At 58.8% G+C, this 17,225-nt stretch carries 12 protein-coding genes; 3 read left to right on the top strand and 9 right to left on the bottom strand.

All coding sequences use genetic code 11. The annotated features are described in order from the left end of the window. Together dgcA and DZE2538_RS06350 are read left to right on the top strand one after the other, a co-directional pair. Complete coding sequence (dgcA, locus tag DZE2538_RS06355; RefSeq protein WP_038915869.1) at positions 1-1,011, top strand: N-acetyl-D-Glu racemase DgcA; 1,011 nt, start codon at positions 1-3, stop codon at positions 1,009-1,011. Beyond that, positions 1,011-1,871, top strand: a complete 861-nt coding sequence (locus tag DZE2538_RS06350; protein WP_038915867.1) for a D-amino-acid transaminase — start codon at positions 1,011-1,013, stop codon at positions 1,869-1,871. Before dgcA ends, DZE2538_RS06350 begins: the two co-directional genes overlap by 1 nt. A 45-nt stretch (positions 1,872-1,916) precedes the next feature. On the opposite strand, the gene DZE2538_RS06345 is transcribed toward DZE2538_RS06350, so the two are convergent. After that, positions 1,917-2,495: a TetR/AcrR family transcriptional regulator gene (locus DZE2538_RS06345; protein ID WP_038915865.1), complete on the bottom strand. Its 579-nt coding sequence runs from the start codon at positions 2,493-2,495 to the stop codon at positions 1,917-1,919. A 98-nt stretch (positions 2,496-2,593) separates the two neighbouring features. On the opposite strand from DZE2538_RS06345, the gene DZE2538_RS06340 reads away from it, so the two are divergent. Next, the gene (locus DZE2538_RS06340; protein WP_152486154.1) at positions 2,594-3,472 is read left to right on the top strand and encodes an ABC transporter six-transmembrane domain-containing protein; all 879 of its coding nucleotides are present in this window, start codon (positions 2,594-2,596) and stop codon (positions 3,470-3,472) included. A gap of 98 nt (positions 3,473-3,570) precedes the next feature. On the opposite strand, the gene DZE2538_RS06335 is transcribed toward DZE2538_RS06340, so the two are convergent. The 8 genes from DZE2538_RS06335 to tssH form a co-directional block, all read right to left on the bottom strand. Continuing rightward, complete coding sequence (locus DZE2538_RS06335) at positions 3,571-4,503, bottom strand: DKNYY domain-containing protein (protein WP_038915863.1); 933 nt, start codon at positions 4,501-4,503, stop codon at positions 3,571-3,573. 104 nt (positions 4,504-4,607) lie between these two features. Further along, positions 4,608-5,978: a tetratricopeptide repeat protein gene (locus DZE2538_RS06330; protein WP_038915862.1), complete on the bottom strand. Its 1,371-nt coding sequence runs from the start codon at positions 5,976-5,978 to the stop codon at positions 4,608-4,610. A gap of 81 nt (positions 5,979-6,059) precedes the next feature. Further along, entirely contained in the window at positions 6,060-7,493 is a 1,434-nt protein-coding gene (locus DZE2538_RS06325; protein WP_038915861.1) for a VasL domain-containing protein, read from the bottom strand. A 53-nt stretch (positions 7,494-7,546) separates the two neighbouring features. Then, positions 7,547-11,044 carry a type VI secretion system membrane subunit TssM gene (tssM, locus tag DZE2538_RS06320; RefSeq protein ID WP_012884019.1) on the bottom strand — a complete coding sequence of 1,166 codons (3,498 nt, stop codon included), beginning with the start codon at positions 11,042-11,044 and terminating at the stop codon, positions 7,547-7,549. 25 nt (positions 11,045-11,069) lie between these two features. After that, entirely contained in the window at positions 11,070-12,506 is a 1,437-nt protein-coding gene (gene tssA / locus DZE2538_RS06315) for a type VI secretion system protein TssA (RefSeq protein ID WP_038917115.1), read from the bottom strand. An 11-nt stretch (positions 12,507-12,517) separates the two neighbouring features. Next, positions 12,518-13,081 carry a type VI secretion system-associated protein VasI gene (vasI, locus tag DZE2538_RS06310; protein ID WP_038915860.1) on the bottom strand — a complete coding sequence of 188 codons (564 nt, stop codon included), beginning with the start codon at positions 13,079-13,081 and terminating at the stop codon, positions 12,518-12,520. After that, a complete protein-coding gene (locus DZE2538_RS06305; RefSeq protein ID WP_038915859.1) occupies positions 13,081-14,619 on the bottom strand; it encodes a sigma-54 interaction domain-containing protein in 1,539 nt (512 codons plus the stop codon). Before DZE2538_RS06305 ends, vasI begins: the two co-directional genes overlap by 1 nt. 2 nt (positions 14,620-14,621) lie before the next feature. After that, complete coding sequence (gene tssH, locus DZE2538_RS06300; RefSeq protein WP_038915858.1) at positions 14,622-17,222, bottom strand: type VI secretion system ATPase TssH; 2,601 nt, start codon at positions 17,220-17,222, stop codon at positions 14,622-14,624. Between the last annotated feature and the right edge of the window lie 3 nt (positions 17,223-17,225).

Here is a 17,225-nt window from a genome sequence, read left to right as displayed (position 1 = left end):
ATGGCAGAGTTAATCGTCGCCCATGAGCGGTGGGCGTTGAAAGAAACCTTCACGGTTTCACGTGGCAGTAAAACCCACGCCGATGTCATCAAAGTCACGGTACGTGACGGGCATCTTGAAGGACACGGCGAGAGCGTCCCTTACGCCCGGTACGGTGAAAGTATCAGTGATGTGACAGCGCAATTGACGGCGTTACAAGGCAAGGTTCGACAAGGGCTCGACCGGCAAACCTTACAGACACTGCTGCCGCCGGGTGCGGCACGTAACGCACTGGACTGCGCATTGTGGGATCTCGACAGCCAGCGACAGGCAACACCGGTCTGGCAACTGGCCGGGTTACCGCGCCCGGAGCCTGTTGTCAGTGCCTTCACCCTGTCGCTGGATACCCCGGAACGGATGGCGCAGGCCGCGCAACGTCACGCACACCGCCCGCTGCTGAAACTGAAACTGGCGGATGAACATGATATCGAGCGTGTCGCGGCGGTACGCCAGTGGGCACCGCAGGCACAGATCATCGTCGATGCGAATGAAGGCTGGACTGCCGATCTGTATTTGAAGCTGGTACCCGAACTGCAACGTCTTGGGGTGAGCCTGATTGAACAACCGTTGCCGGCTCACGGCGATGAAGTACTGGCCACGCTGCCACGCCCTATTGCGCTGTGTGCCGACGAATCCTGCCATGACCGCCGGACGCTACCGGGGCTGGCGACACGCTACGATATGATCAACATCAAACTGGATAAAACCGGTGGATTGACCGAAGCGCTGTTGCTGCGTCAGGCGGCACAAGCGCAAGGGCTGAAAATCATGGTGGGGTGCATGGTCAGTACCTCGCTGTCGATGGCACCGGCCTCGCTGGTGGCGCAGGGTGCGCATATTGTCGATCTTGACGGGCCGTTGCTGCTGGCGGAAGACCGGGTCGGCGGGCTGGAATGGCGCGGCAGCCAACTGTATTTATCTGAAACCGGGCTGTGGGGCCACCCTCGCCCTTGTTTAACGGGAGCGGTGTAATGTCACGTACTGTTTATGTTAACGGGCACTATCTGTCTGAGGAACACGCGACGGTTTCGGTGTTCGATCGTGGTTTTCTGTTTGCTGATGCAGTGTATGAGGTCACGGCGGTGGTCAACGGTCGGTTGGCGGAATTCGACGGCCACATGGCGCGGCTGGAACGCTCCTGTCGTGAGCTGAACCTGCATCTGCCCGTCAGCCAGGCCGCGCTGCGGGAGATTCATCTGCAGCTTATCGAGCAAAACCGGCTGGAAGAAGGCGGTATCTACCTGCAACTCAGTCGGGGCAGTACCGGTGATCGTGATTTCGCCTTCCCGACTGACGCCGCGCCGACACTGGTGTTGTTTACCCAGTCACGCCCGGTGATTCATCACCCGTGTGCGGAAAAAGGTATTCGCGTCATCACCTGCCCGGACCTGCGCTGGCATCGGCGTGACATCAAAACCGTCAGCCTGCTGATGGCTTGCATGGCGAAAGAGTGGGCGCACGCAAAGGGTGCCGATGACGCCTGGCTGGTGGAAAACGGCATGGTGACCGAAGGCAGCTCCAGTAACTGCTATATCGTCGATACCCACAACCACCTGATCACCCGGCCGCTGAGTAATGACATCCTGCACGGCATTACCCGTAAGGCGTTACTGCAACTTGCCGCCGAACACGGTTTGACGGTAGAAGAACGGGCGTTTAGCCCGCAGGAAGCACGGGCTGCCAAAGAAGCGTTTATCAGTTCCGCCACCACCTTTGTCTGGCCGGTGGTGGAGATAGACGGCGTAACCATCGGGGAAGGTCGCCCCGGCCCGCTGGCACGACAGTTGCGGGACATCTATATCGCCATGATTCGCGAACAGACCGCCGGGTAAGCCTCGGTAGTAGCGGGTCATTGCTCGGTCAAAACGGCACTCGCCTTACTGCAGCAACACCCGTATCAGATCCTGAATATCGTCCAGCGCCCTGGCTCGTCTTGCCGGGTCAGGGTGCAACGCCAGCGTATCCGCATAGCCATTCACCACAGCCCCCAACTGACGGGCAACGCGTGAAACCTCTACCGACTTATAAACATCAGCAGCGATGCCGTCACGGATAATTTGCGCTATCAGGTTATCCCATTGTGCGATCATCGTGGCAATCATGTTGGCCAATGCCGGGTCATGCATCGCGTATTTCCAGATATCGCTATACAACACCCAGGTTGCGTCGATGGATTCAGGAAGATAGTGGTCGATCAGCGCCGGTAAGCGTGACTCTGGCGGCAATGTGCTCACCCGCGTGGAAATATCATCCAGATCCGCTTGCATAAAGCGCAAAAATGCAGCAGCACGCAGCCCGTTCCAGTCTGAAAAATAATGGTAAATATGGCTGCGTGAAATCCCCAAAAAGTCAGTGACATCGCGTGTTTTCACCGCCGTCACCCCTTTTTCCTTAAACAACGAGATGGCGGCATCCAGAATTGTTTCTTTCACCCCGTTGCCCGACTCACTTTTCATACACTTGCTCCCGCATTGACATTGAGCATTTGCTCAAGTACAGTTTTCCCACTTTTGAGCAACTGCTCAATATTTTAATCTTAACACGAGTTTTCATGATGTTTCATCGCAAGCCAGCTTCGCATAACGCCTGGGTGACGCTTAAGGCGCTAATGCGACTGCACAATAAAAAATTACTTCTGACCTTTGGATTGGTGATCGCAGAGAATACCTTACTGCTGACATACCCGCTATTTGCTGGCTTTGCCATCAACGCGATTATTAGTGGTAACGTCGCACTGGCACTGGTATACGCCCTCATTGTGCTACTGATGTGGTTTGTCGGCGCGGCAAGACGCAGTGCCGATACCCGCGTTTTTTCACGCATTTATGCCGAACTGGCGGTTCCGGTGATTATCACTCAGCGGGAAAGCCAACATTCGCAGTCGACAGTCGCCGCCCGGGTAGCCTTATCGAGAGAATTTGTGGATTTCTTCGAAGTGCATTTGCCTGTGCTGTTGACCTCGCTATTTTCGGTCAGCGGCGCAGTATTGATGTTAATGGTGATTGAGTTCTGGGCTGGTTTTTTTTGTCTGGCGATCCTGCTGGTTTTTAGCTTCTTTCTGACTGGCTATATCCGCAAGAATGAATACCTGTACAACCGCCTGAACAATCGCCTTGAAAAAGAGGTGGGACTGATCGGGCAGGCGAAAGCGCACACGCTTATCAGGCACTATGCCATGCTATCCAGACTACGGATCAGACTTTCCGACCGCGAAGCCTGGGGTTACCTGTCTATCGGCGTGGCGGCAGCATTGCTCTTCGGCGCAGTGATCTTGCTGATGCTGGTGAAGGGATACAGTAATGCCGGGCACATCTACTCCGTCATGACCTACCTGTGGATGTTCGTCATGAGTCTGGATGATGCGCCGCAGTTACTTGAAAAATTCTCCAAACTCAAAGACATCGGCAAGCGCATCAACACCGGATTAACCTGATTTTCCACGCTATCACAACGGCCCTGCCCTCTTGGGATAGGGCCTGTTCTCGCCACATCACCGCTTATCTGCGGCACATCTACGGCTCAACTGACGGCTTACCCCTTGCGACACAGCGGACGATCATTGACCTTACCGGAGCCACACAACCAGCGGGCCTTGCCATCCGTGATGGTATAACCGTTAGCATCCGGCTCGACTTTAACATCGCGCAGGCTCAACCCGGTCAGTTGCACCGGCTCTACACCCAAAAACCAGAGGTGTTCGCCGTCGGTCGCCAGCTTTTCATTATTCGGCAGCATGCGGATATCCGCCGCTGTCACGCCGTCAGGAAGGCCTGGATACGCCCGCCCAAATACATAGAACCCGGTTTTATCCAGCGCCGTATTGAATGTCAGACAGCGGAAACTGGCGGCATCACCATCGGATCGCTGCTCACCCCGGTAATACAGGTTGCCGTCGATAGTCGCCCAGCCAAAACACTGACCCGCGCTCGGTGCTGATTTCTGATAGGGAATGACGCTGGTTTCGTTCTCCACAAAATAATAATTCTGCTTGTCGAACGCCTGATTTCTGGCCAGTGTTTTAAAACTGGCGACATCCACACCACTCAGTTCTTCACCATCAGGCAACCAGATGTGGTGACGATCGCGGAAAAACGGAAAATCCAGCGCCTGAAAACTGTCGGCGTCAATGTCCTGTTTCATGCGCTCGCAACCAACATAGGACCCGACATTGGTAATCAGAAACGTGTCATAGCGCAATTTGGCGCTTTCCGGCTTGAAGCCATTCGGCAGCGGTTGCTGATTGCAGTAGTAACGTGAGCCGGATACCGCCAGCGCAACGCGCTTTTCCCGCAGTAACACCCGAAAATCGTCCGGTTTTGCACCGGCCAGCACCTGCGGATCGGCATTCACCGACACCCGGTAGACCACCTTACCCTGTTCAACCTGATAAGGTGTCTTCACCTCCGCCTGCGACGACAACGCCGTCATACCCAGCAGCAAAGCAAGATATCCGTTCCGTTTCATACAATTTCCTTGGGTTTTATTGGTTTTATTTTTAGCAACGTTATTGCTGGCAACGTTGATTTTATCATTACTACCGACCCACCTTCGACGGCATAGCGCACACATCACTGCGTATCGGTCTCTTTCCCGCTTGACCAGTGCATCGCCAGTTTTTGGGCAGCCTTAATCTCATCTGGCTGCATGGTCGCTTCCAGGTCATTACGGGCAGCGAGCGCCTCCGCCATGCCTTCAGTCGCCGCCAGCGAATACCAGGCGTAGGCGTGGATACGATTACGTGACGCGCCCAGCCCATCCTGGCGCATCATGCCCATACGATACTGTGCCATGCGGTTGCCGTCATGCGCCGCGAAGCGATATTGCTTCATCGCTTCCACATAATCCGCTTTACCGCCCTGACCCAGTCGCAATATCTCGCCATAGGCCAGCCGGGATTCGGTATCGCCGGTCGCCGCCGCTTTGGCGAACACCTCGCGGGCCCGCTCCAGTTCGCCGCGTTTGAGCAACCAGTTGCCCAGTTCTCGCGACGCCGGGACATACCCCGCCGCCGACGCCAGCACCAGATAGTATTCCCGTTTAGTGGCGTCTGACTGCATCTGGCTCAGCTTGTAATCCGCCTCGCCATTGCCCTTGCCAGAAGCGCGATCCAACCAGTAGTGCGCTTGTTTGTCGTTCTTCACCAGCCCTTTATTGCCGTCGCGGTAAGCCTGTGCCAGCCACAGTTGTGCATCGGCTTCGCCGTTAGCCGCCGCTTTCTGGTACCAGTCGAGCGCGTCTTTCCCCTCGGCATGTTTTGCCATCCACAACTGGGCCTGCGGTTGCCCCCGGTCTGCCGCCCGGAAATACCATCGCTCAGCCAGATCGGTACGCTTCGCGACACCTTTGCCTTGCTCATAGCGCTGGGCAAGCTGGTACTGCGCGTCCCGATCGCCCAAATCCGCCGCCTTTTCTATCCACCCGGTCGCTTCTTTTTCCGCACCGGGATGCGCCGTATACCACTGTGCGACCACCAGTTGCGCGGGTGCATACTGGTTATCCGCCGCACGTTCGAAAGCATCCAGACAGGCGGCAACCAGTTTACCCTGATGCTGTGCCTGACAATCGGTCCCCAGCCGGTAACCCGCCTCGCCACTCCCCAGCCGTGAGGCTTTCTGCCACCACTGGCGTGCCAGCGGCGTATTTTTCGGCTCACCCAATCCGGCCTGATACCAGTCACCCACCTGTAATGCCGCTGCGGCGCGGGTGTCTTTGCTGGCAGCGGAGACATCCGTCAAGGCGGCGGCTTTTTGCATCCACTGCATCGCTTCAACGTAATGCGAGCGAGAAGCGAGTTGCTTCGCCAGCCGATACTGCGCTTCACCGTTGCCGCGCTCCGCCGACTGGCGCAAATCCGCGTCGGACAGCGACGACACCGGTGCCTGACAGGCGGCCAGCAAACCACAGGACAGCGCCGCCACTAATCGTATTTTTCTCATCATGTTACCGTCATTACCCTGGTGATATCCGGCGGGCGGCCGACGATGCCGCCCAGCGCGCCAGTATTTACTTCACGGCAGTCTTTACCTGCCGCTCTCGCCTTGTTGCAAACGGTACAGCCGGATGGTGAAAGCACGCAGTTCGTCTTCCATACCGCGTAATTCCGCCGGGGTCAGCGACTGACGGGCGGCTTTGCGCGCCTCCAGCGTCCGCAGGCGAATGCCAAAAGGCACGTCGGAGGACAAATCTTTTTGGATATCATAAAGTTGAGATTTCAAGTACGAAATGGTTACCGTCCGGCGCTGTTTTTCCAAATCCAGCAACTGTTGCAGGGTATCGCCCACTTCGGCGCGCGCCAGCTCGTAACCGCTGACACGCGGCGGCTTGTCACCTTGCTGACGGTCGAGGGCTATCTGCCACTGTCGGTCCATCTCTTTCACCGCCAGCGAATCGGGATACAGTTGTTGCATCACGCCTTTAAGCCCCTCGCCATACTGGTAGAGGTAGAACGACGAGGCGTTTTTCACCTGTTCCAGTTGCGCCTGATAGCGGTTGATCAGTTCGCCTTCCATGCTTTGCAGCTTCTGCTCACCCAGCACGATGCGTACCCGGCGAATGTCGTTGTGATCCGGCGCGGCAGGCAGCGTGTACGCCGGTTGCTGTAACAGCGCCAGCGCCTCGGCTTTCTGATTCTGCCAGTACTGCCAGCCGGTAATGGCCGCTACCGGCAGCGCACAGCTCAGCACACCGCAAGCAAACCAGAACCAGCCCGGTTTCGGCTTACGGTGCGCTTCAATTTTCAATACGGTAGGTTTCATCTGCCCTTTCTCCCGCCCGACCAGAATACTGCCCGACGGCAGCGCTGGCTGGGCCGCCGCCGCCGCAGACGCCATGCCGCCCAGCTCCATATCAGACTGGAAGAACACCATCGGCGGAATCTGCATATCCTGCTGTTTCTTCAGCGTCTGATCGTCAGACACAATCACAATCTCGGTTTCATCGAACAGATGGGTATAACCTTCGATAAAGTGCAGCAGGTTTTCCACCCGCGGAATACGGCTCAGGCCCGAGTTATGCAGCTTTTCGCTCATCAGTTGCAGCGCGCGCTCGCAGCGATACACCAGCCGCTTATGTTCGTGGCTGATGGCGTACTGGCGGATCACCTCGCTGATGCGAGCGATAAACCAGTCCAGCACTTCGATACGCGCCCGTTCCTGATGCACCGGCGGCCAGAAATTCTCCCACTGGGTCACGATCAGGTTGGCAAGAAACTCGCACCCTTCGGTAAAACCGTTCAACCCGGCCAGACGCGAGCGCGCCAGGGTGAAATAGATAGCGGTTTGCAGGTCGACGCCCTGCTTTTCAAAAATCGCGGTCGCCATATCGTGCACCCGCATCCAGTCCACTTCCGGGCGGGATGCATGGCTTAGCTTGTTGATTTCCGCGCGTAACGCCTCGTACTCAGGCAGCATCCGTGGATCACGGCCCACTTTCAGGGCCTGTTGTGCATCTTGCATATCACGTCATCCGGCTACGGGCGAGCAGGGCCAATGCCCGCTCGCCCTCTGGGTTAATAGAGAGAATCAGGCAGCTTGAACTGGCTAAACAGGCCACCGGCAAACGGGTTATGGCTGGCATCGGTATACACCCGATAGGTCATGCCACCTTGTTCCAGTGAGAAGCGCACGTCGAACGTATTGTCGTTGACCTGGGTTAGCTGGCCGTTAGTCAACAGGCGGAACATCGCCCACGGTCCGGTGAAGCTCAGGCTACGTGGCGAGCGCTCGCGGTCATCCGGCACCAGCGTCAGCTTGCTTTCAGCGCCGTCACGCATGCTGTTCGGCCACACCAGCGGCGTCTTAGTGCGGCGTCCGTGGCTGTATTCCAGCAACTGTCCGTCAAGGTTCAGTACACTGCGACGCTTGTTAGCGGTCAGTTCCACCGGTTCCACCACAAAGTGGATTTCCAGGCTGCCTTGTGCGTTAAACAACGTCTGGCGGATACGGGTCGCGCGATCAAGCTGTTTCACCAGATCGGTTTGCATTACCGACGCGCCTTCCCCTTCCAGCATCCCGCCTTCCATGATGGATTTGAGGTTGGTCTGGTAGAAGTTATCCAGCGTGCCGCCAGCCGCGAAGAAGCGTTCCATCTCGGAGAGCGGAACATCCTTGTCAGACGAGGGGTTGAACGGGTAGCGATCCGCCAGTTTTTCATTAAACGGCGTCACCACCTTGTCCAGCCATTCCTGATTCAGTGACGACATGGCAAGACCGGTCACCAGACTGGCGCTTTCTCCCGCCAGTTGACCGACCCAGCGATCGAGCGGCGACGGCAGGCTGCGAGCATACTGCTGCAACGCGAACACCGGGTCAGCGAACTTGTTGCCCTGACGCGCCTGCACCGCTTTCAGTGCTGCCTGCCCCGGATCCGTTGCATTCACAATCTGATCGAGATAGTGGTAGAGATCGGTCAGCTTCTGATTGACCTCCTGCACCAGCGGCCCCTGTTCACCCCGCCCGCTCAGCGCGGCGTTAATCGTCATGAACGGACGACCAATACGGGTATTGATGCCTTGCGCGGTGTCGTTCTCATCGTCCGCCAGCTTGCGGATACGGGTGTTGTCACTCACCGTGGTCAGCACCCGCTGGAACGGCTGATCATTACCGGTAATGTCGGTCAGGATGTTCAGCGCCTGCTCCGGGCTTTCCAACGGCTGCACATCGATATTCGCCAGCGCTTTTTGCCACTGGTTGATGTAGTCGGTGATGTAGCGGTCATTCACCTGCCGCAGAATTTCCTTACGGTCTGCCTCGCTCAGGTGAGCACGCTCACGCTGCCCCAATACCCAGGCATCCAGCGCGGTCAGGTCCAGCAGTGTCTTATCCTGCTTGAGGTAAAAATCGCTGAAACCGGGATAGGTCAACAAGCGGGGTACGGTGCCTGCCTTGTCATTACGCAAACTAAATACCGAGTCAAACGTCGGCCCGACCTCGTCGCGGAGCGCCAGATCCGGTGGCAGCACCTGCGTCGCTTTCATCACCAGACTCTGGTAGACACGCTGGTACATCGGCAGCTTGCTCAGCTCGCGCTGGGCACTGGCGATCGGGTCGACAAACGGTGCAAACGTCGAGATCGCCACCGTATCCTTTTGCTCGCGGGACTGATGCCAGTCGGTATGATCCAGCGCGTAATCCAGATGCTGCATCAGTTGCTCCTGCACCTTGCCCTGACCGGGGAACGCCTTCTGCCAGCGCAGCGCCATAAACTGCTCCACCAGCGTCTTGTTACGCCCAGAGGCGTCGTCCAGCATCCGCATTACCCGCAAAATAGTGAGCTTTTGTTCACTACCCGCCGGAGCCTGATTCAGGTCTTCCAGCAGCCCTTGCATCACCGCAGGCAAGAAGCGCTGGTTAAGCATTTGCAGGTACGAACCTTCCACGTAGGGGCCAATCTTATCGCCCTGATACAGGCCAAGATCCGCCAGCATCGGCGTACGTTCATGGTAGTTACCGAACGACAAGGTGGCGTCGCGGATCAAATTCAAACGCGGCAACTGCTGGTAGCCGTATCCCGCCTGCCCTTCCAGCTCGTTGGTGCCGATGAACGCCTGCGCTTTGGTCAGCACGTTACGACCGGCCTCTTCGTTGACCCGGTAGAAATGGTGCCAGCTACCGATCATCGCCAGCCCAAACAGCACCATGCAGGTCACCCCAATGCTCATGCGGCGACGGCGATAGAGGCTGTGCAGCCGGTTTTCCCCTGCCAGACTGGCCTCCGGGAAAATCACCTCTGGGAACAGTTTCTGTACGAAGAAGGTATTAGATTCGCCGCGCATCGCCGCATTAATCGGCTCCGGCAATTGGTAACGGCGCGAAGCCGACTGAGCGAAGGCGTCAAACGGCACCCCCTGCTGATACACCGAACTGGCGTAAACGCCGCGTACCAAAAATGCACGGTCGTCGCCGGTCGCCAGTGTTTCGTTCAACACTTCCGTCACATAATCCTTAAGCCCGGCCAACTGACGCACGAAGGTAAACAGCGTATTGCGTACACCGCTGTCCGACTGCGTCAGCAGCATTTCCGGCAGGTTATTGTTAAGGCTGGTGATCCACTCATCCCAGAAGCGCTCCAGCTCTTCCAGCCAGCCTTTGCCGTGGCTGGCCTGTGGCGTAAACGTCACCCCGAGCACCGCCTGACGCGCTTCCCGGTTCAGCGAACGGTACACCACGTCAAAACCGCGCAGCATGTCCAGACGGGTCAGCGCCACATACAACGGCAAACGGGTATTGATGTTGACCGCAATCTCCTGCAGGCGGGCGCGCATCACCTGCGCATAGGCCTTGCGCTCCGACACGCTGGCCTGCGACAACCAGGAGAGGTCGATAGTCAGCACCAGCCCGTTGAGCGGCTGGCGACGACGGTTGAGGCTCAGCCATTGCAGCAGATGCTGCCACAGACGCGCGTGACGCCCGGCCGACGGCTCTGCGCCGATCTCCGGTTGCGCCAGCAAGTGACCGCTCGGATCCCAGATAACCGCTGACTCACCAACCCAACTGTTCACCTGCTGGCCGCCCGCGACTTCACGCAACTCCGCATCCAGCTTCGGGTTGAGCTTATTGGCCGGGTTAGCACGATGGATCAGGCTGCTTTTACCGCTGCCGGACAAACCAATCGCCAGATACCAGGGCATGGCGTACAACGCCTTTTTGCCGAGCTGGGTTTGAAACGCCTGTAGCCAACGGTCCAGAAAGGTTTGCTGGCTATCAACGTATACCTGCAAGGGGTCTTGCTCGATAGTCTGCTGTTCACGGCGTTCCGCACGCAGTTGCTGTACCCGACGCCAGACACGCCAGGCACTGTAGGCAAACCCCAGCCACAGCCAGACCAGCGTGAACACCACGCGACCCCACACGCTTTGCAGTGGGCGCATCTCGCCAAGCAGCAGACGCGGCCCCAGCCACCAGGCCAGCACCAACGCGACTACCCATACCACCACCCCCAACAGCAGCCAGGACGGTTTCAGTTTCGGCAGCTGTTGCCGCAGAAAGGTAATGATTATTTTCAACATAAGTGACCATTCAACTCCGAATGTCTTATTTCCTGCGGGACGCGCCCAGCCGCTCCAGTCGACTGACCATTCCCGGTTCCCACTGCATCAGGCCCAATCGCTCGCTTTCCTGCCACAGGTGCTGATAATGCTGTGCCGCCAGTGCTTTCATGCCTTCTTCCGCCAGTAAATCCGCCAATACCAACTCGGCCAAAAAACGCTCACGCGGTTCTTTCAAACGTCGAATACGTTCATCCAGTAACGACAGCGCGGCGCTCAGCCCTTGTTCGGCGCAGCACGCCGCCGCCTCTGCCGCCAGGTCGTCCTGTCTCTGAATGCCACCGCTACCGCGCCCTGGCTGCGCGGATTGCAGCCACTGGACGCATTTGGCCGACAGAAACGGCGACCCGTCGCTAAACGACAGCTCGCGTAATTCCGGCAGCCGGGTGAGAAACGCCGACAGTTCATCGGCGATGGCGCTGGCGACAGCGCCATGCCCCAGCCGGGTCGCTACCGTCGCTGACAGCATGTGGCCATCAAACCAGTACGGTGCCAGCGTCAGGCTCTGTTCAATCTTGTTCCACAGCGCCAGATCTGCCTGTCCAAGCGCGCTGTGGTACTCATCCACCCGGTCGAGCGATACCGGCGCTAACTGGGTTTTGTTACCTCTCGCCGCCATCGGTGGGGTGGTAATCCCCGCCCAGATAGCATTGCGGCGCAGGCGATATCCCACCGGCGCTTCCGGCTGGCGCTCGATCAGTAAAGCCGCCACGGTCAGTTGCGTCTGCTTCCAGCTACGATCGTCCGAACTGTTGATATCGACCGTCGCCGCCACACTGGCTGTACTGCTGTGACCGCTGTTACCGGTGCCCCCCTCCGCGCTGGTTGCGCCTTGCGCGCCCGATGTCGGTGCCGCCGCCGCTTGGTTGGCTTTCTCCTGCGCCTGATGGCGTTGCCGGGCACGCTGAAGCGCCGCCACCAGTTCATCAGTAAGGTCCGCATTGCTGGACGCCAGCCTACGCCAGCGCGAGGCCAGTTGTTCCGCCAGCTGATGCAACTGGCCTAATTCCGCCCCCGAGGCCTGCTCCGTCATACGGGGCAGTACGCCTTCAAAACGGCGGATGATTTGCACCATCAGCTTCTGTTTTTGTGCCGGACTGGCCGGAAACGCCACCGTCCAGTAAGCCTCCAGCCAGCTATCGAGCAACATGATGGCGGTGGCGAATGGTGTCGCCTTGGCCGGGTGTTGCAGGCAACGCAGCAGTTGCACCAGCACCCGCATGTCTTTGGTTCGGCTCTCCAGCAACGTCAGGCATTGACCGGCAACCGCGTTAAGGTCCACCTGGCTGTGCGCCAGCGATCCCAGCTTGACCAGCTCGGTTTCCACCTGCTCCCACAGCGGGTCATCCGCGGCTACCGCTGCGCGCAGCGCCTCATCAGGCAATGACGTCAGTAATCGTTTACACCAGGGGTGTGCATGCATACTCATCGCCCCTACCAGCGGCACTGCTGGCGCAGCGGTGTCAACGCGTCACCCAACCCGGTGAGGTCGATACGCACTATCTGGTTTTGTTCGCCACTGAGCACCAGTTCCTGATGGCCGACCCAACGCTTGAGCGCATCGATAGCGGGCAGACCACGGCCAAATTCCAGCAAGGTGCCGCGATTACGCACGAACCAGTTATCCGGTGCGCTGGCCCCATCCAACTGAGAGGTCACGTTGTCACCTGACCACGGCTGGCTCAGCGTCAGCCGCAGGTGGGTAATGCTGCTGGCGCAACTGATAACCAGCGTGTTGCCATCCGCCAGCGTGCGCGTCAGGGTGATATCGCCATTGGCTGCCTCACGGTTAAGACGAAACGCATTCTCCCCCGTACCGCCATGATTCATCGCGGACGACGGGTCGTTGGCACGCGCGCTCTCGCGTCCCAGCGCGTCATAACAGGCCAGACGCACCTGCGGCGATGTCTCATTACGGCACTGTTCCCACAGCGATTGCCAGGCGGGGTCGGGCGAGCCGACTGCCGCCATCAGCAACGGCACCATCGTCAGCATCATCAATTCACCTCCAGTTTCTGGCACTTGTGATCCAGGGTTCGTTTAGGAATATTCAGGCTTTCCGCTACCAGCAGGCGGTTACCCTGAAACTGGCGCAGACGCGCGGCAATCACCGCCGCCTCGTACTGTTGGGTGGCGATACGCAGGTCCTGAATATGGTGGAACGCGTCGCTGTCGGCGGCAGCGCTACTGCATACCCGCTGGTGTAATTCAGGCGGCAACGACTCCAGGCGGATCGGCTCACCTTCCGGCGTATGGGCGCACGCCACTTCCAGCAGGTTGCGGAGTTCACGCACATTACCGGGGAAGTCATACCCCAGTAGTTGCTTAAGAAAGGTGCGATGCAGCGGCCCCAACGGTTTTTGCTGTTGTTGGGCGAACTGCCCGATAAAGTGCTCACACAACAGGCTGATGTCGTCCGGGCGATCGCGCAGCGGTGCCACCTGCACCAGACACTGGCACAGCCGGTGATAGAGATCCTGGCGGAACAGCCCTTCCGCGACCCGCTGCTCCAGCGGTTGGTGCGTGGCGGCGATCAGCCGAAAATCAGAGTGACTCTCCTGGCCTGCACCCAGCGGGCGGAAGCTGTGTGTTTCCAGCACCCGCAGCAATTTGGCCTGCATCAGCGGTGGCATGTCGCCCACTTCATCCAAAAACAGCGTGCCGCCATTGGCCTGCGCCACCAGCCCGATTTTGTTGCTCTGCGCGCCGGAAAACGCCCCTTTCTCATAGCCGAATAGCTCGCTTTCAATCAGGTTTTCCGGAATAGCGGCACAGTTAATGGCGATAAACGGCCGCCCGGCGCGATCGGAGCACTGGTGCAACAACCGCGCCACCACCTCTTTGCCCACACCGGTTTCGCCGTGAATCAACACCGCCAGACGATGAGCGGCCGCCTGACAAATCTGTTGATGTAACTGCCGCACCGCGACGGACTGCCCAATCAACGCGTCCGCCACCCGTTTTTCCCGTTCCTGCCGCAATGCGCCTTCGTCTTTCATCTGGCGTAATGAATCGCGCAGCGCGGTCTGTTCACGCTGGCTGCGCCCCAGATCGCGGATCAACGCCAGTTGGCTGCAAAATATCTGTGCCAGTTGCACGTAGTCATCACGTCGCCCCAGCGCCTGCAACCGCTCCGGCGTATCCAGCAACGCCAGTACCGCCAGTGCACGGCCATCCTCGGCCAGCAACGGCATGGCGTGCAGACCACAGGCGGTGCCGGCATCAGCCAGTAACTGGCGAAATCCTTCGTGTTCAACACGGGCACCGCCGTACAGCGAGGCCCAACTGCGCACCTGATTCTTAAGCAGCACATAGGCCAGCGGATGGCTGAAATCATCCACACCGAGCGACAACGACAATGGCGTGCGATGCACCCAGCCGTTACAAACCAACTGACGCCCGCTAACGTCCACCATCCCCAGCAACACCCCTTGTGGCTGCCATGCCGAGCGCAGCGTGCCGAGTAGCCAGTCACACAGACCAGCTTCATCCCGGTGGCGGGTTAGCGAGAACGCCAGAGAGAGGGCCGCTTGCATGCTCAGCCCTCCACCTCAGACCGGAACTGGCCGTCTTCCACCCGGAAATGAATGCGGCTGACCGGCTGACCGGTCGACAGACGTTGCAGCAACTGCAACGACACCGGCGGCAGCAGCGCACCGTCGATCACCGACTCCAGCATGCGCGCCCCGTTCTCGCTGCGGTTGGCCAGACGCAGAATTTCTTCCGGCACGGCGTCGTCGATGACTACCTCGGCACCAAAGCGCTGTTGCAGCAACGTCACCAGACGCGACAGCTTGCCCTGTACGATCTCAACCAGCGTGTCGTGGTCCAGCGGCAGGTAAGGGATCACTTCCATACGCGCCAGCAACGCCGGTTTGAAGAACGCCGCCAGTTCCGGGTAGAGCGCATCCAGCAGTTCGCTTTGCCGGTCGGCAAAATTGACAATCGTCTGGAACCCGAGGTTGGAGGTCAGGAAGAACACCACGTTGCGACAGTCGATCAGCCGCCCTTCGCCATCGGCCAGTTCGCCTTTATCAAACGCCTGATAGAACAGGTTGAGGACATCCGGGTGGGCTTTCTCCACTTCATCCAGCAGCACCACCGAATAGGGCTTCTGGCGAATCGCTTCGGTCAGTACCCCGCCTTCGCCAAAGCCGACATACCCCGGCGGCGAGCCGATCAGACGAGAAACTGTGTGCTTCTCCTGGTATTCGGACATGTTGATGGTGGTGAGGTAATGACGACCACCGAACATCAGATCGGCAATCTGCACCACGGTTTCGGTTTTACCGACCCCGCTCGGCCCCACCAGCAAAAAGGCCCCCAGCGGTCGGCCGGGACGGCGCAGGTCGGCACGGGCGGTCAGCAGGTGCTTGTGCAACTGGGCGATAGCCAGTTGCTGCCCTTTAATGCTGTCACCAAGGTAATCCGGCAGGCGGGTGACCACGTCCAGCTCGCCCTGGGAAATGCGGTTTAGCGGCACACCGGTCCACTCGGCGATCACCGAAGCAATCTGGGTTTTATCCACGTGTGGTGACACCAGCACTGACGGCTGTTGCAGTTCAGCCAGCGCCCGCTCGTTATCGGCCAGCTCCGCCGCCGCAGCAGCGGCATCAAAATCTTCCGGCGGCGCATCATTGAGCAGCGCGGTACGCAAGGCAACAATCTGCTGCACCAGCGTTTTTTGGTGTTGCCAGTCGGCTTCCAGTTGCGCCAGTGTCGCGGCGTCGGTTTCACGAGCCTCACGCAGCGTGACCAGCCGCTCCTGCGTGTCCCCCAGGCCAATGCGGCCTTGACGCTCCAACTGGGCGATTTCCAGCGCCTGTTGGTGCAGACGGGTCTGCAACTGGCTGACCGCGCGCGGTGGTGTGGTCAGATTGATGGCGACACGCGCACAGGCGGTGTCCAGCACATCGATAGCTTTATCCGGCAACTGGCGTCCGGAGATATAGCGCGCAGACAAATTGGCCGCTGCCTGCAAGGCTTCCTCGTCAATCAACACGCCGTGTGACTGTTCGTAAATGCTGCGCAGCCCACGCAGGATCACCGTGGCTTGTTCGACGTTCGGCTCCCCCACCTTCACCAGTTGGAAACGGCGTGACAGCGCGGCGTCTTTTTCCACGTATTTCTTGTACTCGCTCCAGGTGGTCGCCGCGATGGTGCGCAACTCACCCCGAGCCAGCGCCGGTTTCAGCAGGTTGGACACATCCAGCCCCCCGGCCTGATTACCCGCACCAATCAGTGTGTGCGCCTCGTCAATGAACAGCACAATCGGCTTCGGTGCCTCTTTGACTTCCTGCATCACCCCTTTAAAGCGCTTCTCGAACTCGCCTTTCACCGACGCACCGGCCTGCATGGCACCCAGATCCAGCGTCAGTAATTCCACATCCCGCAGCCGTTCCGGCACCAGACCCGCGACGATACGCAGCGCCAGCCCTTCAATCAGCGCGCTTTTCCCTACCCCGGCCTCACCGACCACGATCGGGTTATTTTTACGACGGCGCGAGAGGATATCGATCATCAGGTCGATTTCGTGATCACGGCACAACACCGGGTCCAGCTTGCCCTGACGGGCCGACTCGGTGACATTCTGGGTATAACGGGAGAGCTGGGTAGTCGCTGCAGCAGCCTGCTCCGGTGCGACGCCCGTGGCGGTCACCACCTCGGTTTCCGCCGAGTCTTTCACCCACTCGTCAAACTGCTGGCGCAGCAGTTCGCGGTTAATTTGTGCCAGTTGGCGGGTTACCGCAGCGGACAGATAACGCGTCGGCGTCATCAGCAACACCAGCAGCAGTACGCCACTGCGCAGACGGGCGTGTTGAAGCTCGGCCGAAGCCAGCAACCAGCTGTCTTGTAACCACTCCACTAGCAACGGTGAAAACGACGGATAGCCTGACTCAAAGCCTTTATCCGCCGCATTGGGTTGCAGCAATGCCGCCAGTTCGTCGGCCTCTACCCCAGCGCGTTTGAGGATCTGGCGTACGTCGCACAACGGTGTTTCCAGCATTTTCAGCAACAGGTGCTCAATGCGGATCTCCGCGCCCTGATGCTGAATACACAACGCGGCCGCTTCTTCCATCATGTGGCGGCACAGCGGGTTGAGTCGCTCAACCAGGATCGGCAGTTCGATTCGAATCACGAG

This window comes from Dickeya zeae NCPPB 2538 (genome assembly GCF_000406165.1).
In the GTDB taxonomy this organism is placed as follows: domain Bacteria; phylum Pseudomonadota; class Gammaproteobacteria; order Enterobacterales; family Enterobacteriaceae; genus Dickeya; species Dickeya zeae.
The sequence above is the reverse complement of the archived record's forward strand: the minus strand, read 5'-3'. Positions and strand labels throughout refer to the sequence as shown.